Here is a 22,239-nt window from a genome sequence, read left to right on the forward strand (position 1 = left end):
CCATGAACTGGATATCTATCGGCCTGACGGCAGATATCCCTATTCGCGGCGCACGCTGTGTGGCAACGCCTCAGGGGTGGATCGCGGTGTTCCGCACCGTCGAGAATCGCTTCTTCGCCATCGAGGACCGCTGCCCACACAAAGGAGGCCCGCTTAGCCAGGGGATCGTGCATGGCGCTCAGGTCACCTGCCCGTTGCACAACTGGGTGATCTCGCTCGAAACAGGCACGGCTCTCGGCGCCGATGAGGGCTCGGTACGCACTTTTGCGCTGAAGGTGGAGGGCGGAAAGCTCTTCATCTCCTCGGAAGCGCTCGTCAAGCGCACCGCATGACGTGAAGCGATTTGCCGGGCGGCGTCAGGTCCGCAGGACTTCTCCATTGCGCGGACGGCTATGGCGTGGGCAGGCTCGAATCACCGGCGCCTCGCCGATCCGGTCCCTCATCGAATTTCGGACGGCTCTGCTCCTATAGATCACGATGATTTTGGATCGAATCGATCCAAAATCATGGGGAATGCAGGCGGACAACCGCTACACACTTTTTCTTACCCCGCCCTAGAGCCTTTTCGCTTCTGACGGAATCAGAAGCGAGGCTCTATGATTTTGAATTGACGCGTTTTCTTCACGCGAACCGGTACCCACTTCGCTCGAAAACGCTCTAGAATTACACTAGCCGGCTCTGTACCACCGCGGCCTGGATGAACGAGGCGAACAGCGGATGCGGCTCGAACGGCCGCGATTTCAGTTCGGGGTGGTACTGCACCCCGATGAACCACGGATGATCCTCGTATTCGACGATCTCCGGCAGCACGCCGTCGGGCGACAGGCCCGAGAAGCGCAAGCCATGCTGCTCCAGCCGGTCCTTGTAGGCGGTGTTGACCTCATAGCGATGGCGGTGCCGTTCGGAAATCTCGAGCGCGCCACCGTAAATTCCGGAGACGCGACTGCCGCGATTGAGCACAGCCTGATAGGCGCCAAGCCGCATGGTGCCGCCGAGGTCACCGACCTTTGAGCGCTTCTCCAGTTCGTTGCCGCGCAGCCATTCCGTCATCAGGCCGACCAGCGGCTCGCCGGTCGGGCCGAATTCGGTGGAATTGGCATCGACGATTCCAACCAGATTGCGGGCCGCCTCGATAACGGCCATCTGCATCCCGAAGCAGATGCCGAAATAGGGCACATGCCGTTCGCGGGCGAACCGCGCCGCCTTGATCTTGCCCTCGGCGCCGCGCTGGCCGAACCCGCCCGGCACCAGGATGCCGTCGACATGTTCGAGGAACGGCGCGGCATCTTCATTCTCGAAGACCTCGCTCTCGATCCAGTCGAGATTGACCTTCACCTTGTTGGCGATGCCGCCATGGGACAGCGCCTCTATCAGCGACTTGTAGGCGTCCTTCATGCCGGTGTACTTGCCGACGATCGCGATCGTCACTGCGCCTTCGGGATTGCGGACACGCTCGTTGATCTCGTGCCAGCCTTGCAGCGCCGGCGGCACGCGCGGCTCGATTCCGAACGCTGCCAGAACTTCGTCGTCGAGACCTGCGGCGTGATAGACTTCCGGCACGGCATAGATGTTGTCGGCGTCGCGCGCCTCGATCACGGCGCTTTCGCGGACGTTGCAGAACAGCCCGAGCTTGCGGCGCTCTTCTTTCGGAATCTCACGGTCTGTGCGGCACAGCAGGATATCGGGCTGGATGCCGATCGAGCGCAGTTCCTTCACCGAATGCTGCGTGGGCTTGGTCTTCAACTCGCCGGCGCTCGGGATGAACGGCAGCAAGGTCAGGTGGACGTAGACCGCATGACCGCGCGGAAGATCGTTCTTGATCTGCCGGATCGCCTCGAAGAACGGCAGACCCTCGATGTCGCCCACCGTGCCGCCTATCTCGCACAGCACGAAGTCGTAGCCGTCGTTGCCGTCGAGAATGAAGTCCTTGATGGCGTTGGTGACATGGGGAATCACCTGGATCGTGGCGCCGAGATAGTCGCCGCGGCGCTCCCTGGTCAGGATGTCCTGATAGATGCGGCCGGTGGTGATGTTGTCCTGCCGGGTCGCGGGACGCCCGGTGAAACGCTCGTAGTGACCGAGATCGAGATCGGTCTCGGCGCCATCGTCGGTCACGAATACTTCGCCGTGCTGGTAGGGCGACATCGTTCCCGGATCGAGGTTGAGATAGGGGTCGAGCTTGCGAAGGCGGACCTTATAGCCGCGCGCCTGCAACAGCGCGCCGAGCGCCGCCGATGCCAGACCTTTTCCGAGCGAGGAAACCACGCCGCCGGTGATGAAAATGTACCGCGCCATGGGGCTCAACCTTTAAGGCTCCCGTGTCGATTCGCCAAAACCAATCGCAGCCGTCAGCCGGAACGCCGATGGGCTGTGGGTGACTTCAAAGTTCCAACGATTGCAGTCTCTTGGCTGAGGCTGCTGATGCAGGACGGAAACCCCGTCCCTGCATGGTGCCCTGCTTTATTGCGACCGAGGCGCCTGCGGACCCGCGGGCGCCGGCGCGGCCGGATGCTGCTCCGATTGTTTCAGCGAATCGAGGAGACCGCCGCTGGCCGGCGGAGCAACCGGCGTCGCGCCTCCCGCCGGCTGGGACTGCGATGCCGGCGCCCTGTCCAGAATTGAACTCGGCGCATGTTCGTAGCCCGCAAGCCAGGACAGGAACAGGCTGGTCGCAAAGAAGCCGGCCGCGAGGATGGCCGTGGTGCGGGTCAGCAGGTTCGCGGTGCCCCGGCTCGACATGAACCCGGCGCCGCCGCCCATGCCGAGACCGCCGCCTTCGGACTTTTGCAGCAGGACGATGACGGTCAGCGTCGCAACAATTATCAGGTGGAATACGATAACAACGGTTTGCATCTCTGGCCTTCCATCACAAGCGCGCGCCGGCTGGCCGGAAATCACAGGCTTGCGGGGCTTGAACCTGGCGGGTGTCTACACGATCAGGCGCGACGTTGCCACCCCGCAGGCTGACGCGCCGCCGCGATTGAACCGGTCAGGCAACGGCCTGGGCGATCGCAAGGAAATCTGTCGCCTTGAGGCTGGCGCCGCCGACCAGCGCTCCGTTCACATTCGGAACCGCCATCAATTCCGCGGCATTCGACGGCTTCACCGAGCCGCCGTAGAGAATACGGACCCTGGTCCCCTCCCCGCTAAAGCGCTGTGTGAGCTGATCGCGGATAAACCCATGGACATCCTGCACATCTGTTGGTGTGGGGGTGCGTCCAGTGCCGATTGCCCAGACCGGCTCGTAGGCGACGACGAGATTTGCAGCAGTCGCGCTATCCGGCAGCGAGCCCGCAAGCTGCCGGCCGACCACCTCGAGCGTCTGACCGGCATCGCGCTGGTCCTGGGTTTCGCCGACGCAGACGATGGCGATCAACGCCGCCCGCCACGCCGCTTCCGCCTTTTGCCGCACAAGCGCGTCGGTCTCGCCGTGATCGGCGCGCCGCTCGGAGTGACCGACGATGATGGCGGTGGCGCCCGAATCGGCCAGCATCTCGGCGGATGTGTCGCCCGTATGGGCTCCGGAAGGATCAGGGTGGCAATCCTGCGCGCCGATCCGCAGCGGCGACCCCTGGACCGCCCCCGCGAAGGCCAACACGAGCGTCGCCGGCGGACAGATCAGCAGATCGGCCTTTTGCGCGGGGCCGCCCGCGCCTGCGATCATCTGGCCGAGTTCGCTGGCCGAAGCCTTGAGGCCGTTCATCTTCCAGTTTCCAGCAATCAGCGGTCGCAGCCCGGTCATGTATCTCTCATGGTGATTTCGACTGTGTGATTTCGACAGTGTGATTTCGACAGTTCGCCCCCTCGACACGAGCAATCCCGCCGCCGAAGTTTGAAGGGTCTTGCTAGCAGACGTTATCGGCCGGGGCCAGTCTCCGGTGCCCGCTGCGGCGTTCCGTCGAGGTTGCGACGGCGCGTCTGCCACTTTATGATGCGTTATCAACCCGGTGACGCCCTCACGCGGTTTCCGCTCAGGTACGCTCCGCTTCTCCCTCCTGCAAAAGACGGTCTCATGCTTCGAGGAATACGCAACGCCTCATCAAACTGGCTCGGCAAGATCCTCATGTCCATCGTGATGGGCCTGCTGATCGTAGCCTTCGGCATCTGGGGCATCGCGGATATCTTCCACGGTTTCGGCCAGTCGAACCTGGCCACGATCGGCAGCACCGAGATTTCGACCGAGCAGTTCCGCCAGATCTACAATGACCGGCTGCAGCAGCTCGCGCGCCAGTTCGGGCGTTCGTTAACCCCCGATCAGGTCAGGGCCCTCGGCCTCGACCGTCAGGTTTTGCAGCAGGTGATCGCGGAAGCCGCGCTCGACGAGGACGCCCGACGCAAGGGCCTCAACGCATCCGACGACGAGATCAGGCGCCAGATCATGAGCGATCCCAATTTCAAGGGCGCCAACGATGCCTTCGACCCGGCGCGCTTCGCCGGCCTGATCCGCCAGATGGGGTATACCGAGCAGCGCTACGTCACTGAGCAGCGGCATACGACGCTGCGCCGCGAGATCGCCGGCACGGTGGCGGCAGGCGTCGAGCCCTCGAAGACGCTGCTGGAGATGCTGAACCATTTCCAGAACGAGCAGCGCACCATCGACTATGTCAAACTCGGCGTAACCCAGGCCGGAACCATCGATCCGCCGACACCGGAGCAACTGGCGAGCTATTTCGACGCCCACAAGGTGCAGTTCCGCGCGCCCGAATTCCGCAAAATCGCGTTCGTCGTGATGACGCCCGAGGGGATCGCGAAACGGACGGCGGTGTCCGACGAGGATGCGAAGAAGGCCTACGAGCAACAGAAGGACAAGCTGTCCACGCCCGAAAAGCGGCAGCTCTGGCAAATCGTATTCCCCAACGTCGCCGAGGCCCAGGCTGCGCGGAGCAAGATCGCCGGCGGCGCTTCGTTCGACGACATCGCCAAAGAGCGCAATCTCGCCGCCTCCGACGTCGACCTCGGCACGATCTCCAAATCCGAGATCATCGACCCCGCCGTCGCCGAAGCCGCCTTCTCGCTGAAGGCCGACGAGATCAGCCAGCCAATCCAGGGCAGGTTCGGTGTCGTACTGGTCAAGGTCGGCAAGATCGAGCCCGGCAACCAGCCGACCTACGACAGCGTCTCCGCGAAACTGAAGCATGACATCGCGGTCGATCGCGCACGCACTGCGGTCAACGACCTCCACAACAAGATGGAGGACGAGCGTGGCGGCGGCGCGAGCGTGATCGAGGCCGCCAAGAAGCTCGGCCTCACCGCGGTCACCATCGATGCCGTCGACCGCTCCGGACGCGCGCCGGACGGCAAACCCGTGACGGGGATTCCGCCGCACGTCGACCTGATCGCGCAGGCGTTCGCCAGCGACGTCGGCGTCGACAACGAGACGCTGCAAGTCGGCAACAACGGCTTCGTCTGGTTCGACGTGCTCGGCGTCACGCCCTCGCGCGACCGCACCCTCGACGAGGTCAAGGACAAGGTCGAGACGGGATGGCGGGACGAGCAGATCACGGGCCGGCTGATGACCAAGGCGACGGACATGATCCACAAGCTCGACCAGGGCGGCAAGCTCGCCGACGAGGCAGCAGGCCTCGGTCTCAAGGTCGAGAACGCGAGCGCTCTCAAGCGCGACTCCACGGCGGGCGGCCTGCCCGCCGCCGTGATCGCCGCCGTCTTCCGCACCGCCAAGGACGGAGCCGGACAGGCGCCGGGCGCAGGCCGTGAGGAATGGGTCGTTTTTCGTGTGACCGACGTGAAAGTGCCGCCGCTCGATCTTGCCTCCGATGAGATGAAAAAGCTGAAGGACAGCCTCCAGCGCAGCCTGTCGGATGAGGCCGTCGGCCAGTACATTGCCAAACTCGAAACCGAGATCGGCACCACGGTCAATCAGGCGGCGGTGGCGCAGATCACCGGCGCCAACAGCAACAACTGACGGGATCGACGGCGTCCCGCCATTTTCCGAAAGCATCCGATGGACGATCTCAAGGCCCTGATCGGAAAGGTCGCCACCGGCGCAACACTGACGCGCGAGGAGGCGTCCTGCGCGTTCGACAGCATGATGTCCGGCGAGGCGACGCCCTCGCAAATGGGCGGCCTTTTGATGGCGCTGCGCGTGCGCGGCGAGACCGTCGACGAAATCACCGGCGCGGTCGCGGCGATGCGCTCCAAGATGCTGCGGGTCACAGCGCCGGCGGATGCCGTCGATGTCGTCGGCACCGGCGGCGACGGCTCCGGCTCGGTGAACGTCTCGACCTGCGCGTCGTTCATCGTCGCAGGCGCGGGCGTCCCGGTCGCCAAGCACGGCAACCGTGCGCTATCCTCGAAATCCGGCGCCGCCGATTGTCTCGCCGCGCTCGGCATCAAGATCGACCTCACGCCCGAACAGGTCGGCCGCTGCGTCAACGAGGCCGGCATCGGCTTCATGTTCGCGCCGTCGCATCATCCCGCGATGAAGAACGTCGGCCCGACCCGCGTCGAACTGGCGACCCGCACGATCTTCAACCTGCTGGGCCCGCTATCCAACCCCGCCGGCGTCAAGCGGCAGATGGTCGGCGTATTCTCGCGGCAATGGGTGCAGCCGCTGGCGCAGGTGCTCAAGAACCTCGGTTCGGATTCGGTATGGGTCGTGCACGGTTCCGACGGCCTCGACGAGATCACCCTCGCCGGCCCGACTTTCGTGGCCGCGCTCGAGGACGGCAACATTCGCTCGTTCGAGGTGACGCCGGAGGACGCCGGACTGTCGCGCGTCCATGGCGACGCGCTGAAAGGGGGCGACGCCGAGGCGAACGCAGCGTCCTTGCGCGGGGTGCTCGAGGGCAAGCCCGGCGCCTTCCGCGATGTCGCGCTGCTCAACGCGGCGGCGGCCCTGATCGTCGCGGGCAAGGCGAAGAACCTGAAGGACGGCGTCGCGCTCGGCGCGACATCGCTCGACAACGGAGCCGCCATGAACAAACTGAAGCAGTTGATTGCGGTTTCCAACGGTTGAGGATCGTGGCGTGGCTGACATCCTGACCAGGATCGAAACCTACAAGCGCGAGGAGATCGCGAGCGCAAAGCGCGCGCATTCCCTCGGCGACGTTCTGTCCGCCGCCAAGGCTGCGTCGCCGCCGCGCGGCTTCGTCCGAGCCATCCGAGCAAAACTCGCCCACGGCGATTATGCCCTGATCGCCGAGATCAAGAAGGCCTCGCCCTCGAAGGGCCTGATCCGCGCCGACTTCGATCCGCCTTCGCTCGGGCGCGCCTATGAGGCCGGCGGCGCGGCCTGCCTCTCGGTCCTGACCGACACGCCCTCCTTTCAGGGCCATCTCGATTTCATGGTCGCCGCCCGCGCCGCGACGTCGCTGCCGGTACTGCGCAAGGACTTCATGTTCGACACCTATCAGGTGGTCGAGGCCCGCGCGCACGGGGCCGACTGCATCCTGATCATCATGGCCGCGCTCGACGATGCCGCGGCGAAAGACATCGAGGCGGCCGCGCTCGATCTCGGCATGGACGCGCTGCTCGAAATCCATAATCGCGAGGAACTGGATCGCGCACTCAAACTTCGTTCGCCGATGATCGGCGTCAACAACCGCAACCTCCGCACCTTTGAAACGACGCTTGCGACCAGCGAAGCGCTGGCGCCGCACATTCCGAAGGACCGCCTGATGGTGGGCGAAAGCGGCATCTTCGCGTCGGCTGACCTCGCGCGGCTCGAACGGGTCGGCATTTCCACCTTCCTCGTCGGCGAAAGCCTGATGCGGCAAGCCGACGTCACCGCCGCAACCCGTACGCTGCTGGCACGCGGCGAACAATCATTTCCACAGGTCGCCCCTGCGAACGCAGGGACCCATAACCCCTGACGATCGTGACGGAGCAGGCGTCAAACCGTTTTCAAGCGAAGCTGGTTCGCACGACGTGCTGTTCCTGTCCGCACTACCTGTATTCATTCGCGCGTCCTCGGCGTATGGATTCCTGCGTCCGCAGGGACGACACCGGTTTTGGAGTTCCGCAAACATGTCCGGAAAAGTGAAAGACGAACCCGCCCTCACCCATATCGATGTCAAAGGCGAGGCGCGGATGGTCGACGTCTCGGCAAAGCCCGCGACCGAACGCATCGCCGTCGCCGAAGGCCAGGTCATCATGACCAAGACCACGCTGGCCCTGATCGAGAGCGGCAACGCCAAGAAGGGCGACGTACTCGGCACCGCGCGGATCGCCGGCATCATGGCGGCCAAGCGAACATCGGACCTGATCCCGCTCTGTCATCCGTTGGCGCTGTCGAAGGTCACGCTCGACATCGAAACCGACAAAAAACTCCCCGGCTGCCGCGTGCGCGCCAGTGTCAAGGTCTCCGGCCCGACCGGCGTGGAAATGGAAGCCCTCACCGCGGTTTCCGTCGCCTGCCTGACGATCTACGACATGATCAAGGCCGTCGAACGCGGCGTCCGCATCGAGGGCATTCACCTCGTCGAGAAGAAGGGCGGCAAATCCGGCCACTACCTCGTGACGGATACTCCGTCAGGACAATAGCGGCCGGTCCTCCTCGTGCGGCGCCGGATTGCGGGATTCGTCCTCCTCGTCGTAGACCAGCCATATTTCAAGCACTGACATGAACGCCACCACGACTCCGATGCCGATGCTGAAGTGCATGGCGCTAGTGTGGGCGAAGCCCAGAAGCCATGGCGAGGCGATCAACCAGAGGCCGAGCAGCAGGTTGATCCACTCTTTCCACCAGGCGAACGCCAAAATCGCGGCCACCGAGATCGCGCCGATCGCCGCGCTGCTCGCCCAGAGAGTGAGGTCCACAGCCATGGTATCCCGCGCGAGAAACCACGGCGTTACAAACAGGACCAGAGCCAATACGAGATTGTAGACATCGAGGATCGATTCGCGCCGCCATTTCCGCATCATGGGTGCCTCCTTCGACCTGCGCTCCGCTTGCCGGGGCAGTCCTCCCTGACGGTCCTCCGCATGACTGGCTGCAATCGCGCCATCCCGGATCAAACCGTCAGTTTATGGGACAACCGATCCGGCCCCGGACGGTTCCGCCGCTCCGATTCCGAGAATCGCACGTCGTCGCGGCATGATTTAATTTTGAATCAAGAAGCGCGGACAACTTTATGATCCAAGTGTCATTTGGAATGATGAGTTCGTCTGACGGGTGAACTCCGAAAAAGGGAAGCGATCCTCCGAAACCACCATCAGAGCCGCGCGGAGCCTCGAGCGAACGCTCCACCCGAGCGTTTCGGTTCAGGGAGCCGTTGTCTGCCGACCGCAAGTTCTATAGATGAACTTGTGTGCTCTCGAAGCGCATCGTCTAAAACTCCATTAGTCATCTATATTTGCCAGTGGTCCTTTGATTCCAACATTCGCAAAGACACCTGCTCGCACGGGATGCGAATGTTAGAATCGGATCATTGGAAACCTGGGAGAATATGGTCATGGCCCTGATGGCAGTCGCCGACGCCCTTGCGGCCGTTCTCGCCGGAGTCGAACCGCTGCCGGAAGAATCGGTTGGCCTCGAGGCCGCGCATCGCCGGGTGCTGGCGCGCGACCTCCCCTCGCGCCGGACCCAGCCGCCGGTGGCGATGTCGGCGATGGACGGCTACGCGGTGCGCGCGGCGGACATCGCGACGATTCCGGCGCGGCTGCATGTGATCGGCGAGATCGCCGCGGGACGGCCGCTCGAGCGGGCGCTGGGGGCCGGCGAAGCTCTGCGGATTTTTACCGGAGGCGTGGTGCCGGACAGCGCCGACACCGTCGTGATCCAGGAGGACACGGAACGCGACGGCGACGACGTCATGGTCAAGGAAGCCACCGCGGCCGGAAAGAATATCCGCCCTGCCGGCGTCGATTTTCACGAAGGCGACGTGTTGCTGCGCGCCCGCAGCCATCTCACCGACCGCCATCTCTCCCTTGCCGCCGGCATGAACTATCCGGACCTGCCGGTGCACCGCCATCCGAAAATAGCCGTGCTCGCCACCGGCGATGAACTGGTTTTGCCGGGCACGACGCCCGGTCCGGGTCAAATCGTCCTGTCCAACGGCTACGCGCTTCGCGCGCTCGCCCGGAACGAAGGCGCCGAGGCGATCGACCTCGGCATCGCCGCCGACACCATGGAGGCGACCAGAAGCGCAATCCGTCGTGCCCGCGACAGCGGCGCCGACATTCTCGTCACCACAGGCGGGGCGTCAGTCGGAGACCATGACCTCGTCAAGCGCGCGCTGGAGGCCGAAGGCGTGGAGATTGCGTTCTGGCGGATCGCGCTGCGGCCCGGCAAGCCGATGATGCACGGACGCCTCGGCGCAATGCGCGTGATCGGCCTGCCCGGCAATCCCGTCTCGTCTTACATCTGCGCGTTCCTGTTCATGGTGCCGCTGATTCGTGCGTTGTCGGGCCGTCAGGATATCCACCATCGCATTGAACCGGCGGTGCTCGGCAGCAATGTCGCCGCCAATCAAGCCCGGCAGGATTATCTGCGCGCCCGCCTCGCGCACTCGCCAGACGGGTTGCCGGTCGCGACGCCGGTCGGACATCAGGACAGTTCGTTGATGGGAAATCTCGCGGCAGCGGAAGCACTCGTGGTCCGCGCGCCGCTTGCGCCTGCCGCGAGCAAAGGCGAGCCCTGCGCCGTCATTAAGCTCTCGCTGTCGTAAAGCCTCGCCTTGTTGACGTTAAATTAAAGGGTTGCGGAACACATATCGAACATATAGTGTATGTTCATGATTTGTTTCGAGTAGTCGTGCCGCCCGGTATAAGGCTGTAAGCCTGAGGTTCTGGAATCGGACGGCAGGCACCATCAACCGGGGACTGGTCGGAATGCTCACGCGCAAACAGTACGAACTCCTGCGTTTTATCAGCGAACGGCTGAAGGAATCCGGCGTGCCGCCCTCGTTCGATGAAATGAAGGATGCGCTCGATTTGCGCTCGAAGTCCGGTATCCATCGCCTGATCACCGCGCTGGAGGAACGCGGCTTCATCCGCCGCCTGCCCAATCGCGCCCGCGCCATCGAGGTCATCAAGCTGCCGGAGGTCGCCGGCAGCGGCGGCGGCCGTCGCGGTTTCACGCCGAGCGTCATTGAAGGCAATCTCGGCAAAGTCCGCCCGAGCAGCGGCGGCGGTGTCGTCGACGATGCAGACCGTCCGGTCGCCGTTCCGGTGATGGGACGTATCGCGGCTGGCACACCGATCGAGGCGCTACAGACCCGGAGCCACACAATCAGCGTGCCGCCCGACATGCTCGGCTCCGGCGAGCATTATGCGCTCGAGGTGCGCGGCGATTCGATGGTCGAGGCCGGAATCCTCGACGGCGACATGGCGCTGATCCAGCGCAACGAAACGGCGGAAACCGGCGACATCGTCGTTGCCCTGATCGACGACGAGGAAGCGACGCTGAAGCGCTTCCGCCGCCGCGGGGCTTCGATCGCGCTCGAGCCCGCGAACACAGCTTACGAGGTTCGCATTCTTCCGCCCAACCGCGTCCAGATCCAGGGCAAGCTGATCGGCATCTATCGCAAGTACTGACTCTCGCAAGTGCTGGCTCTCGCAAGTCCTTGGGCGGCGGCGGACCGTTCAATCGTCCGGCTGGAGATCGTCAGCCGCGGGCGTGGCATCGATCGGGTGTGCCGGCCTGGGCCGGGTGCTGACATGCGCCGGTTTTTCACCGCCGACGGCGGGCGACCAGGGCCGGTCGACCTGATCGGGCCGGACGGCATTGACCGCAAAGTTGTGTTTTGCGCCGCCGAGGGCGGGATGAAAAGTGTGCAGCGGTTTTCCGCCCGCATCCCGCTCTAAAATATTGGAATCGATCACGTTCGTGATGTTGGATCGATTCGACCCAAAATTATCATGATCCGGCGTTCGCCGCAGCGCCAGGGCGCCTTCCCGCCGCAGCCTGTCCTGATCGATGACCTGCGCAAGGCAGCCCTCCGGAGCCTGCCACGGCGTCACCATCACCTCCGCCCGCACGCAGTCGTCCTCCATCGCGTCCGCGCGCCGCGCCAGCGCGACAATTCCACCTCCGCTCACCTTAACCACGCAGCCCGCGTCGTCGCATGAGACGCCCTCTGCAAGCGTGGGGTCGGCAGGCCCACGTCCGTCCGCATCAGCGGCCAGCCATTCCCTGACCGTAAAGTTGTCTTTGGCCGTGCGGATGAGACGCAGCCGGCCGTCTCCGCCCCGCACGCCGACATTGTGGCCGTCGGCGGAGACCAGAATGTCCGGCTGCGTCACGGCAAGCGACCATGCGATCGCCAGCCCGATGATGGCCGCACCGCTCCAGCGCAGCGGCGTTCTGAGCAGTCCGAGCAGAACGATGCCCGCGGTCGCAGCGATCAGCGGCCCGGTTCCGAACGCCGCCATGCGGCCGATGGCGCCGGGCAACGCCGCCACCCATTGCGTGACCACGATCATCCATTCGATGCCGATATCCATCAGCCGCCAGAACACACCGTCGAAACCGAACGGTATCGCAGCCAGTCCCAACAGCCCGGCCGGCATCACCAGTGCGGAGACCACCGGCATTGCCAGCAGGTTTGCGACCACGCCGTACGGCGTCACGCGATGAAAATGGAACGCGGCATAGGGCGTCGTCGCAAGTCCGGCGACGAGCGACGCCAGTGTTAGCGTAACGATTTCGCGGCCGCCCCACAGTGCCGCCCGCGCCGTCGGCGAATGATCGGGCGTTGCGAACAATTTCGGCATCCCGACCTGGACCAGCGCCACGAGCCCGAGCGTCGCCGCGAACGACATTTGAAAGCTCGGATGCACCAGTGCCTCCGGCGCAATCGCGAGCACAATCATCGCCGCGACCGCCAGCGTGCGGAATGTGATGGCGCGCCGATCGACCATGATCGCGATCAGCACCACCGCCGTCATGAAGAACGAGCGCTGGGTCGCGACCTCGGCGCCCGACAGCAGGAGATAAAACGCGGCCGCGGCGAGCGCTGCCGCAGCCGACCATTTCTTGATCGGAAAGGTCGCCGTCAGCGCCGGGATCAGCGCCAGCAACGCGCGCACCGCGAAGAACACCACGCCGGCGACCACGGCCATGTGATAGCCGGAAATCGACAGCACATGGCCCAGCCCCGAAATGAACATCGCGTCGTTGACGGGCTTCGTGATGGCGTCGCGCCGTCCGGTCAGGAGCGCGGTGGCAATCGCCCGGGAATCGCCGCTGAGAATGAGACGGATGCGGGCGTCGATGGCGTCGCGCAGTTCCTGCATCAGCGCGGCATAGCGCAGCGCGATCCCGCCGCCGCGCGGCGGATTCACGGTTTTGATGGCGCCCATGACAAAGCCGGAGGCGCCGATGCCCTGGAAATACATGTCGCGCGCGAAATCGTAGCTTCCGGGCCGCAAAGCTGTGAGCGGCGGCTGCAACCGCGCTTTCAATTCCACGAAACTGCCGACGGCCGGCGCGGTGCCCTTCCTGACCGACAGCCGCACGCGATCCAGTTTGACGTGCCGCCACGGATCGTCCATCCGGACGACGCGCAGAACAAATCTGTCGGTGCGCTCGCGCACCTCTCGGGTTTCGACGAAGCCCCTGATTAGCGGCGAATACATCGGCCGCGTCAGGACGACGTGTCCAACCCGTGCCGTTTTCACCGTGGCGACGGCAAAACCCGCGGCCATTGCTGCGATCACCACGGCGGCTGGAAACAGCCGATGCCGACGCAGTAACAGCGCCGCAACACAAAGGGCCCCCGCAGTCGCAACGACAACCCAGGCTATCGGCTCGTGATCGGCCGAAAAATAGATCGCAATGCCTGCGCCGAATGCCACCGGCACCCAGGGCAACAGCCGCCCGGCTCCCGCTTCCGCGCGCGCCCAGTCTCGCAGCCGTGCCACAAGTGCCGGCAAAGTGCCCGAAGGCGTTTGTGAGGGACTGGCAGCGACCGCTTGCCGCGACGGCCACGTTCCTGCGTATCCCCCTGTCCGATCCCGAGCCCTGCCCCGCTCCGGCATCCGGCCACTCCTCGCGCCCTCGCCGCGATGCTAGAGCCTTTCCGCTTCTGATGGAATCAGAAGCGGGGCTCTATGATTTTTATTTGACGCGTTTTCTTCACGCGAACCGGGATCCACTTCGCTCGAAAACGCTATAACGGAAGAGACCGCGCAAGGAACAGTGGAACGGATGCGGAATACTGGCGAAATCAGGAGCCGGACGCCGCGACCTTGGCCCAGGTGTCGCGCAGGCCGACCGTCCGGTTGAACACCAACCGGCCGGGCGACGAATCCCGGTCCCGGCAGAAATAGCCCTGCCGTTCGAACTGCACTGCGCCCTCGGTATCGTCGCTGGCAAGCGCGGGCTCGACCATGCAGCCGGACAAAGTCTCCAGCGATTGCGGATTGAGTTCGGATGCAAAGTTCGCGGCGTCGGGTTGCGCCGTTTCAAACAGATGACCGTAGAGTCTGATCTCGGCCGGCACGGCCTCGGCTGCACTCACCCAATGCATCGTGGCCTTCACCTTGCGGCCGTCGGGCGCGTTGCCGCCTTTGGTCGCGGGGTCGTAGGTGCAGCGGAGTTCGACCACTTCGCCCGCCGCGTTCTTGATGACATCGCGGCAGGTGATGAAATAGGCGTAACGCAGCCGCACTTCCTTGCCCGGTGAAAGGCGGAAGAACTTCTTCGGCGGGTTCTCCATGAAATCATCCTGCTCGATATAAAGTTCGCGCCCGAACCGGATCCGTCGCGTGCCCCGCGATGCATCGTCGGGGTGATTGACCGCCTCAAGCTCCTCGCTCTCGCCTTCCGGATAGTTCTCGATCACGATCTTGAGTGGACGCAAGACGGCCATGCGACGCGGTGCGCTCCTGTTGAGAGTCTCGCGGACCGCAAAATCAAACATTCCGATGTCGACGGTGCTGTTGGCCTTGGCAACGCCGATCCGCTTGATGAACTCGCGTAGCGCCGCGGCCGGCACACCGCGCCGCTGCAGGCCCGCAAGCGTCGGCATCCGTGGATCATCCCAGCCCGAGACGTGACCGCCACGGACGAGTTCGGTCAGGATCCGCTTCGACAACAGGGTGTGCGTGACATTGAGCCGTGCGAATTCGTACTGATGCGGCCGCGACGGCACTGGAAGGTTGTCGAGAAACCAGTCATAGAGCGGCCGGTGATCCTCGAACTCCAGCGTGCAGATCGAATGCGTGATGTGTTCGATCGAATCCGATTGCCCATGGGCAAAATCGTAACTCGGATAGATATTCCACGCCGTGCCCGTGCGTGGATGAGGGGCATGGAGGATCCGGTAAAGCACGGGATCGCGCAGGTTGATGTTGCCCGACGCCATATCAATCCTGGCACGCAGAACCCGCGCACCATTGGGAAATTCTCCGGCCCGCATCCGCGCGAACAGGTCGAGATTTTCATCGACCGGCCGGTCGCGGAACGGACTGTCCCTGCCGGGCTCGGTCAGCGTGCCGCGCGCCAGCCGGATCTCCTCCTGCGACTGGTCATCGACGTAGGCCTTGCCCGCGCGAATGAGGTGCTGCGCCCAGGCGTAGAGCTGCTCGAAATAGTCCGAGGCATAGTGAAGGTTCTTCCTCCAATCGAAGCCGAGCCAGCGGACGTCGCGCTGGATCGCGTCGATGTATTCCTGTTCCTCCCTGGCCGGATTGGTGTCGTCGAAACGCAGGTGGCAGCATCCGCCGAATTCCTCGGCGATGCCGAAATTCAGGCAGATCGATTTGGCATGTCCCAGATGCAGATAGCCGTTCGGCTCCGGCGGGAACCGGGTGACGACGCTGTTGTGCTTTCCGGACGCGAGATCGGCCGCCACGATATCGCGTATGAAATCCCGGCCCGCATCCGCGGTCGATTCGTCAGTCATTGTGTGCCTTTCAAAGCTGAGCCTATGTGCCAAATCCGCAAGCGCCCGCCAAGGGCCGAGATACTGGCCGTTTTGCGGGAACGGCAGGCCCGTATCGGCTCGCAGCCTTTCATGCGAATCCCGGGTGTGATAAAGGCCCGCCGATACCGTCTCTGAAAGTTTGATCCCCGAAAATGACCGCACCCGTCGTCACCCGTTTCGCTCCGTCACCGACCGGTTTTCTTCACATCGGGGGCGCACGAACCGCGCTGTTCAATTGGCTCTACGCGCGCAAGTACGGCGGCAGGATGCTGCTTCGGATCGAGGACACCGATCGCGCGCGCTCCACGACGGCGGCAATCGAGGCTATCCTTGACGGGCTCAAATGGCTGGGAATCGACTGGGACGACGATGTCGTGTACCAATTTTCCCGCGTCGCACGGCATCGCGACATCGCCGAGCAATTGCTTGCCGAAGGCAAGGCTTACCGATGCTATGCGACGCCGGAAGAGCTGGCCGAGATGCGGGACAAGGCGCGCGCCGAGGGCCGCACTAAGCTTTACGACGGCCGCTGGCGCGACCGCGATCCGTCGGAAGCCCCGCCTGACCTCAAGCCGACCATTCGCCTCAAGGCGCCTCTGATCGGCGAGACCGTGATCGAGGACCAGGTTCAGGGGCGTGTTGTCTGGCAGAACGAGAACCTCGACGACCTCGTGCTGCTGCGGGGCGACGGCACCCCGACTTACATGCTCGCGGTCGTGGTCGACGATCATGACATGGGAGTGACGCACGTCATTCGCGGCGACGACCACCTTATCAATGCCGCCCGCCAAAAGCAGATCTACGATACCCTCGGATGGGCTCTCCCAACGATGGCCCACATTCCCCTCATCCACGGCCCCGACGGATCGAAGCTCTCGAAGCGCCACGGCGCGCTGGGGGTGGATGCCTACCGCGCCATGGGATATCTGCCGGCGGCACTCCGCAACTATCTGGTCCGGCTCGGCTGGAGCCATGGCGATCAGGAGATTTTCTCCACACAGGAAATGATCGACGCGTTCGACCTGTCCGCGATCGGACGATCCGCGGCGCGCTTCGACTTTGCCAAACTCGAAAATCTCAACGGCCACTATATCCGCAATTGTGACGATCACGTTCTTGTAAACCTGTTCCAGGATGCGCTCGATTACGTTCCCCGCGGAGCGGACCTCAAACCGAAACTCAACGATGTCACGCGAGCGCAACTGCTGCGCGCGATGCCCGGACTCAAGGAACGAGCTAAAACCCTGATCGAACTGATCGACAGCGCCAGGTTTATCTTCGCCGATCGGCCGTTGACACTAGACGCCAAAGCCATCCCGTTGTTGACCCCGGAGACTCGCGCGCTGATCGGCAGACTCCGCGCAACGCTTGAATCGGTGACATCGTGGAGCGCGGAGACCACCGAAGCCGCGATGCGAACTTTTGCCGAGCAAAACAACCTGAAACTCGGCGCCATCGCGCAACCGCTTCGCATCGCCTTGACGGGACGAACGACCTCGCCAGGCATATTCGACGTCCTCGCCGTGCTTGGAAAACAGACGTGTCTGGCTCGGCTTGACGATCAGGTCTCGCCGTAACACCGACCACCGATTTTTGGCGATCTTGCGATGCACACAGCAATACGATACCCATTGCGCGGCGCTTCTGGAATGACCGACTCGTCTCTCTAGCTCATCGAGAGAACTAGCCGGCCCGCAACGATATCATCGGGGGGCTTCGCGATGAACGCAACAAAAACCGCAACGCTGACGGTCGACGACAAGACCTACGAGTTTCCTGTTTTGAGCGGCACAGTCGGACCGGACGTCATCGACATCGCCAAGCTTTATGCACATGCAGGCATGTTCACCTATGATCCTGCCTTCACGTCCACCGCCAGTTGCCAATCCAAGATCACTTATATCGACGGTGACGCAGGCGTGCTCGAATATCGCGGTTATCCGATCGAGCAGCTCGCGGAAAACGGCGATTTCCTCGAGACCTGTTATCTGCTGCTCTACGGTGAACTGCCCACCAGGTCGCAGAAATCCGATTTCGACCAGCGTGTCATTCACCACACCATGGTTCACGAGCAAATGACGCGGTTCTTCCAGAGCTTCCGCCGCGACGCTCACCCCATGGCGGTCATGGTAGCTGCTGTCGGCGCACTCGCCGCTTTCTATCACGACTCCACCGACATCAACGATTCCAAGCAACGCATGATCGCGTCCATGCGCATGATCGCGAAAATGCCGACACTGGCTGCGATGGCCTACAAATACACCATCGGCCAGCCGTTCATTTATCCGAAGAATTCGCTGAGCTTTGCCGAGAATTTCCTCCAGATGTGCTTCGCCGTGCCGTGCGAGGACTACGAGATCAACCCCGTTCTGGCGGGCGCGCTCGACACAATCTTCATCCTGCATGCCGACCACGAGCAGAACGCCTCGACATCGACCGTGCGCATCGCGGGTTCGTCGGGCGCGAATCCGTTCGCGTGTATCGCCGCGGGCATCGCCTGCCTGTGGGGACCCGCGCACGGCGGCGCCAATGAGGCAGCCTTGGCCATGCTCTCCGACATCGGAACGGTCGACAGGATTCCCGACTTCATAGCGAGGGTGAAGGACAAAAACAGCGATGTCCGCCTGATGGGCTTCGGACACCGGGTCTACAAGAACTACGATCCGCGCGCCAAGATCATGCAGAAGGTGTGTCACGCGGTGCTCGATGAGACCGGCCACGGCGACGATCCGATGCTCAAGGTGGCGCTGGAGCTTGAGAAGATCGCCCTGAACGATCAGTATTTCATCGATCGCAAGCTGTATCCGAACGTCGATTTCTATTCGGGCATCACGCTGAAAGCGATGGGCTTCCCGACCTCGATGTTCACGGTTCTGTTCGCCGTCGCGCGCACTGTCGGCTGGATCAGCCAGTGGAGCGAGATGATCGAGGATCCGCAGCAGAAGATTGGCCGCCCGCGGCAGCTTTATACCGGCGCGGCGCGGCGCGATTACGTCGATATGGCCGACCGAAAATAAGCTCTCGAAATGAGGCGAGGCCGGATGCTGCTACGGACCCGCTCATCCTTTTCTTTACGCACTACTCCGGTCCGCGGGACGCGCGCATTGTTTCAAGGACGATGTCCGCCGCGCGCTCGCTCGGCGAGCGCTGTCCCGTTTCCATAATCGCATCGAGCGTGGCAAACGCCTCGAGCTGACGCAGCCGCAGCGGCGAGTCTGTCAGAATGTCTCGAAGCGCCGGCGCAAGATTCCCGGGCGTACAGGTTTCCTGAAGAAATTCGGGAATGACGTTTTCACCAATCACGAGATTGGCCAGAATGACCGATGACGTGCGGATCACGCGTTGTGCGATCCAGGCCTCCACTGCGCCCCCCCTGTAGGCGGTAACCATCGGCACGCCCGCGAGCGCCAACTCGAGTGTGACGGTTCCTGATTTCGTGAGGGCTGCACGGGCGACACGAAACGCCGCTTGTTTGCCCTGCTCGCCAACGACGATTCGGGGTTGCAGCGGCCAGTTCGCGACTGCCACTTTCACCTTCTCGATCAGATGCGGCATCGTCAGCAGCACCACATCCATCGCGCCGGCGTCCGCCTGTAGCGCACGCAACGTCTCGCCGAACACCGCCATGTGATGATCAATCTCGCTGCGCCGGCTTCCGGGCAATACCAGAAGCACCGGCGGCGGCGCATCGCGCCGCTGGCGTTCCTGTGCGTCCGGTCGCAGCATTCCGACCTGCTCGGTCAGCGGATGCCCGACATAGGTGCAAGGCGGACCTCCGAGCCTGCGATATTCTTCCGGCTCAAACGGCAGCAGCGCCAGCACATGATCCACATAGCGACGCATGGCCCGCGCTCGACCGGGCCGCCACGCCCACACCGAGGGCGAGACGTAGTCCACTATCGGCAGGGCCGGTCGCCGCGCACGCACCCGTCGCGCCACGCGATGGGTGAAGTCGGGACTGTCGATAATGACGAGCATGTCGGGCGCAGCCGCGATCACGGCATCGGCGGTGTCGCGTATCCGCCGCAGGATCATGGGAAGCTGCTTCACCACGGCCGCTAATCCCATGATCGACAGATCTTCGATCGGAAACAACGACACCAGGCCTTCGCGCGCCATTGACCGGCCGCCGACGCCTTCGAACCGCACGGCACCATCGAGCCGCCACCGCAGGGCTTTCATCAGGCTGGAACCGAGGCGGTCGCCCGACTCCTCCGTCGCGATGAGAAATATCCGTCGCGAGCGATTTGCAGCGGTCCCGTCCGCCATCACGCAGGCAGTCCGACAACGAACAGGCTTGACGCATCCGCCGCGCCGACCAGCGCCTGCGGTTCGGCAACCAGCGTATTGCCGGCGACGACGGCCATACCGGCGAGTCCGGCGGCGGCCGTATTCTCGACGGTTCGCGGACCCAGCGTCGGAAGGTCGTAGCGCAAGTCCTGCCCGTTCTTCGGCGCCTTCACCAGCACGCCGCGCGCGGCTTTGGCGCGGATTCGTCCCTCGGTGCGCAGTTGGGCGATACGAGCCAACAGCGCATCCGTTCCCTCGATGCCTTCCACGCCGACCACATGCCCGTCGATCACCACGGCGGCCTGCCCGATGTCAAACGGACTGAGGGCGCGCAGCACGTCCAGCCCCTTCGCTATGTCTGCCGAAGCGGATTGGTCCGGCGTCTTCCGGGTCAGGCATCCAGCCGGCATCAGCAGATCCGGGGCAATGTCCCTAATACCTACCATTCGAAAACCGTCGCGCTCGAGGATGCGGCCGATCCCAGACAGCAAATGGTCATCGCCGCCGCGAAATGCCGCCAGAACATGTCCCATCGCCCGAACAGTCCCCCAGTCCAGGCGAATCTCCGACAGCGCCGGGCGAACCAGCGTTCCGATGAAAACCAGATCGTGGCAATTTTCGGCACGCAGCAGACGGACAACCTTCCCGATCTGGCCGACCGCAATCCAGTGATGTCGGAACTGCGACACCTTCTCCGGATCGCAAACGCCCTTCAATGCGAAAAAAACCGGTTTGATGCCTCGCGCCAAAAGCGAATCCGCAACCGCGAACGGCAGCACTCCGCCTCCGGCAATCAAGCCAATCGGCGAAGAGATATCCGAAACGCGATTAGTCATGGCTCGCCGACGACTCCGCTATGCAGATTTATTTGCACCGTCCTCCGGCAAACACAAAGGGCGATGCTTACCCTCGCCGATGAACGTCAGGATCTCCGCAATGGCCGGATCGTCCGACGCACAGGCTTGAACGCGCTCGAGGCGCTCTGCAAACAGACCCGGCCCGTAAAACAGCTCCTGATAGAAGGACCTGACCTTGGCGAGACGCTCGCGGGTGAACTTGCGGCGCCTCATGCCGACAACGTTGAGACCCTCGAGGTGCCCATGCTGGCCGTTGACGAAGCCATAAGGAATCACATCGCCGCGAATGCCGGTGAGGCCGCCGATCATGGCTTGTCTGCCGATACGCGCGAACTGATGCACCGCCGAAAGACCGCCGATATAGACGTTATCTCCGACCTTGCAGTGCCCTCCCAACGTTGCCGAGTTGGCAAAGATCACGTCATCGCCGACCTGGCAGTCGTGGCCGACATGACTGTAACTCATGAAGAACCCGCGGGCACCGACGCGGGTAACGCCGACATCCTTGGGGCTGCCGACGTTCATCGTCACGCTTTCGCGGATCGTGCAGCCGTCACCGATCTCGAGACGCGTCGGCTCGTTCCGGTAACCCATATCCTGTGGCGCGCCGCCAAGCGCGGCGAACGGATAGATCGTGCAATTTGCCCCGATGGTCGTGTGGCCCGTGACGGACACATGCGATATCAGGCGGCAATTCGGGCCGAGGACGACGTGAGGGCCGACCGTGCAGAACGGCCCGATCTCGGTCGCCTCTCCGATCACGGCACCATCTTCAATCCGTGCGGTAGCGTCGATCTTGCTCATCAGTCGGTCAGCATCGCGCCGACGTCGGCTTCGGCGACGGTCGCGCCATTCACCTTCGCGTCGCCGTGAAACCACCACATCGTCTTGCGGCGACCGATGCTGCGCATGTGATATTCGACGATATCGCCCGGCATCACCGGCTTGCGGAACTTGCACTTGTCGATGGTCAGGAAATAAACCGCGCGAGGCTTTTCGGTGCCCTCTACCGACGTGATGCCGATGACACCCGCCGTCTGCGCCATCCCCTCGATCATCAACACCCCCGGATAGACCGGTCGTTCCGGAAAGTGCCCCTGGAACGCAGGCTCATTGATCGTGACGTTCTTCACGCCGATACCGCTGTGATCGGCGCGAATGTTGATGACCCGGTCGATCAGCAGGAATGGATAACGATGAGGGAGAGTTTTGAGAATGGTGGCAATGTCCACCTCCTCGAACTTGATCGGCGACTCCATTAC

Annotated in this window: 19 protein-coding genes; 9 read left to right on the top strand and 10 right to left on the bottom strand. The window is 63.3% G+C overall.

Annotation, left to right across the window (positions count from 1 at the left end; all coding sequences use genetic code 11):
* Positions 1–2 precede the first annotated feature (2 nt).
* Positions 3–332, top strand: coding sequence for a nitrite reductase small subunit NirD (gene nirD / locus V4R08_RS05370; protein ID WP_335578398.1), 330 nt, complete (start codon positions 3–5; stop codon positions 330–332).
* Between the two features lie 331 nt (positions 333–663).
* Here the strand turns inward: nirD and pyrG are convergent, their stop codons facing one another.
* The 3 genes from pyrG to tpiA all read right to left on the bottom strand — a co-directional run bounded on the left by pyrG (position 664) and on the right by tpiA (position 3,742).
* Positions 664–2,295 (bottom strand): CTP synthase, encoded by a 1,632-nt coding sequence (pyrG, locus tag V4R08_RS05375; protein ID WP_335578399.1) that lies wholly within the window; start codon positions 2,293–2,295, stop codon positions 664–666.
* A 165-nt stretch (positions 2,296–2,460) separates the two neighbouring features.
* Positions 2,461–2,853, bottom strand: coding sequence for a preprotein translocase subunit SecG (gene secG / locus V4R08_RS05380; RefSeq protein WP_335578400.1), 393 nt, complete (start codon positions 2,851–2,853; stop codon positions 2,461–2,463).
* A gap of 136 nt (positions 2,854–2,989) precedes the next feature.
* The gene (gene tpiA, locus V4R08_RS05385) at positions 2,990–3,742 is read right to left on the bottom strand and encodes a triose-phosphate isomerase (protein WP_335578401.1); all 753 of its coding nucleotides are present in this window, start codon (positions 3,740–3,742) and stop codon (positions 2,990–2,992) included.
* A 270-nt stretch (positions 3,743–4,012) separates the two neighbouring features.
* Between tpiA and V4R08_RS05390 the strand changes: the two genes are divergently transcribed.
* From V4R08_RS05390 to moaC, 4 genes are all read left to right on the top strand, one after another.
* A complete protein-coding gene (locus V4R08_RS05390; protein WP_335578402.1) occupies positions 4,013–5,923 on the top strand; it encodes a SurA N-terminal domain-containing protein in 1,911 nt (636 codons plus the stop codon).
* Between the two features lie 39 nt (positions 5,924–5,962).
* Positions 5,963–6,976, top strand: a complete 1,014-nt coding sequence (gene trpD / locus V4R08_RS05395; RefSeq protein ID WP_335578403.1) for an anthranilate phosphoribosyltransferase — start codon at positions 5,963–5,965, stop codon at positions 6,974–6,976.
* Positions 6,977–6,986: 10 nt separating this feature from the next.
* Positions 6,987–7,832: an indole-3-glycerol phosphate synthase TrpC gene (gene trpC / locus V4R08_RS05400; protein WP_335578404.1), complete on the top strand. Its 846-nt coding sequence runs from the start codon at positions 6,987–6,989 to the stop codon at positions 7,830–7,832.
* Between the two features lie 154 nt (positions 7,833–7,986).
* Positions 7,987–8,502 carry a cyclic pyranopterin monophosphate synthase MoaC gene (gene moaC / locus V4R08_RS05405; protein ID WP_335578405.1) on the top strand — a complete coding sequence of 172 codons (516 nt, stop codon included), beginning with the start codon at positions 7,987–7,989 and terminating at the stop codon, positions 8,500–8,502.
* Here moaC and V4R08_RS05410 read toward each other — a convergent pair.
* Positions 8,491–8,883, bottom strand: coding sequence for an SPW repeat protein (locus tag V4R08_RS05410; RefSeq protein WP_335578406.1), 393 nt, complete (start codon positions 8,881–8,883; stop codon positions 8,491–8,493). The genes moaC and V4R08_RS05410 overlap by 12 nt on opposite strands.
* 530 nt (positions 8,884–9,413) lie before the next feature.
* Between V4R08_RS05410 and V4R08_RS05415 the strand changes: the two genes are divergently transcribed.
* Together V4R08_RS05415 and lexA are read left to right on the top strand one after the other, a co-directional pair.
* Positions 9,414–10,628 (top strand): molybdopterin molybdotransferase MoeA, encoded by a 1,215-nt coding sequence (locus V4R08_RS05415; protein WP_335578407.1) that lies wholly within the window; start codon positions 9,414–9,416, stop codon positions 10,626–10,628.
* Positions 10,629–10,791: 163 nt separating this feature from the next.
* Entirely contained in the window at positions 10,792–11,496 is a 705-nt protein-coding gene (gene lexA, locus V4R08_RS05420) for a transcriptional repressor LexA (RefSeq protein WP_335578408.1), read from the top strand.
* A gap of 48 nt (positions 11,497–11,544) precedes the next feature.
* Here lexA and V4R08_RS05425 read toward each other — a convergent pair whose 3' ends face one another.
* Both V4R08_RS05425 and V4R08_RS05430 read right to left on the bottom strand, forming a co-directional pair.
* Entirely contained in the window at positions 11,545–13,941 is a 2,397-nt protein-coding gene (locus tag V4R08_RS05425; protein WP_335578409.1) for a ComEC/Rec2 family competence protein, read from the bottom strand.
* Positions 13,942–14,129: 188 nt separating this feature from the next.
* Positions 14,130–15,809: a glutamine--tRNA ligase/YqeY domain fusion protein gene (locus tag V4R08_RS05430; protein WP_335578410.1), complete on the bottom strand. Its 1,680-nt coding sequence runs from the start codon at positions 15,807–15,809 to the stop codon at positions 14,130–14,132.
* Positions 15,810–15,982: 173 nt separating this feature from the next.
* Between V4R08_RS05430 and gltX the strand changes: the two genes are divergently transcribed.
* Both gltX and gltA read left to right on the top strand, forming a co-directional pair.
* Positions 15,983–17,407, top strand: a complete 1,425-nt coding sequence (gene gltX, locus V4R08_RS05435; RefSeq protein WP_335578411.1) for a glutamate--tRNA ligase — start codon at positions 15,983–15,985, stop codon at positions 17,405–17,407.
* Between the two features lie 144 nt (positions 17,408–17,551).
* A complete protein-coding gene (gene gltA, locus V4R08_RS05440; protein ID WP_335578412.1) occupies positions 17,552–18,847 on the top strand; it encodes a citrate synthase in 1,296 nt (431 codons plus the stop codon).
* 61 nt (positions 18,848–18,908) lie between these two features.
* Here gltA and lpxB read toward each other — a convergent pair whose 3' ends face one another.
* Genes lpxB through fabZ form a run of 4 tightly spaced genes read right to left on the bottom strand, consistent with a single transcriptional unit; the run spans position 18,909 to position 22,236 of the window.
* Positions 18,909–20,099 (bottom strand): lipid-A-disaccharide synthase, encoded by a 1,191-nt coding sequence (lpxB, locus tag V4R08_RS05445; RefSeq protein ID WP_335578413.1) that lies wholly within the window; start codon positions 20,097–20,099, stop codon positions 18,909–18,911.
* Positions 20,099–20,956, bottom strand: coding sequence for an LpxI family protein (locus tag V4R08_RS05450; protein WP_335578414.1), 858 nt, complete (start codon positions 20,954–20,956; stop codon positions 20,099–20,101). The genes lpxB and V4R08_RS05450 overlap by 1 nt, the downstream gene beginning before the upstream one ends.
* 18 nt (positions 20,957–20,974) lie before the next feature.
* On the bottom strand, positions 20,975–21,781 hold the full coding sequence (gene lpxA, locus V4R08_RS05455) for an acyl-ACP--UDP-N-acetylglucosamine O-acyltransferase (protein WP_335578415.1): 807 nt from the start codon (positions 21,779–21,781) through the stop codon (positions 20,975–20,977).
* Complete coding sequence (fabZ, locus tag V4R08_RS05460; RefSeq protein ID WP_011510202.1) at positions 21,781–22,236, bottom strand: 3-hydroxyacyl-ACP dehydratase FabZ; 456 nt, start codon at positions 22,234–22,236, stop codon at positions 21,781–21,783. Before fabZ ends, lpxA begins: the two co-directional genes overlap by 1 nt.
* Positions 22,237–22,239: the final 3 nt, after the last annotated feature.

Source organism: Nitrobacter sp. NHB1 (assembly GCF_036964665.1).
In the GTDB taxonomy this organism is placed as follows: domain Bacteria; phylum Pseudomonadota; class Alphaproteobacteria; order Rhizobiales; family Xanthobacteraceae; genus Nitrobacter.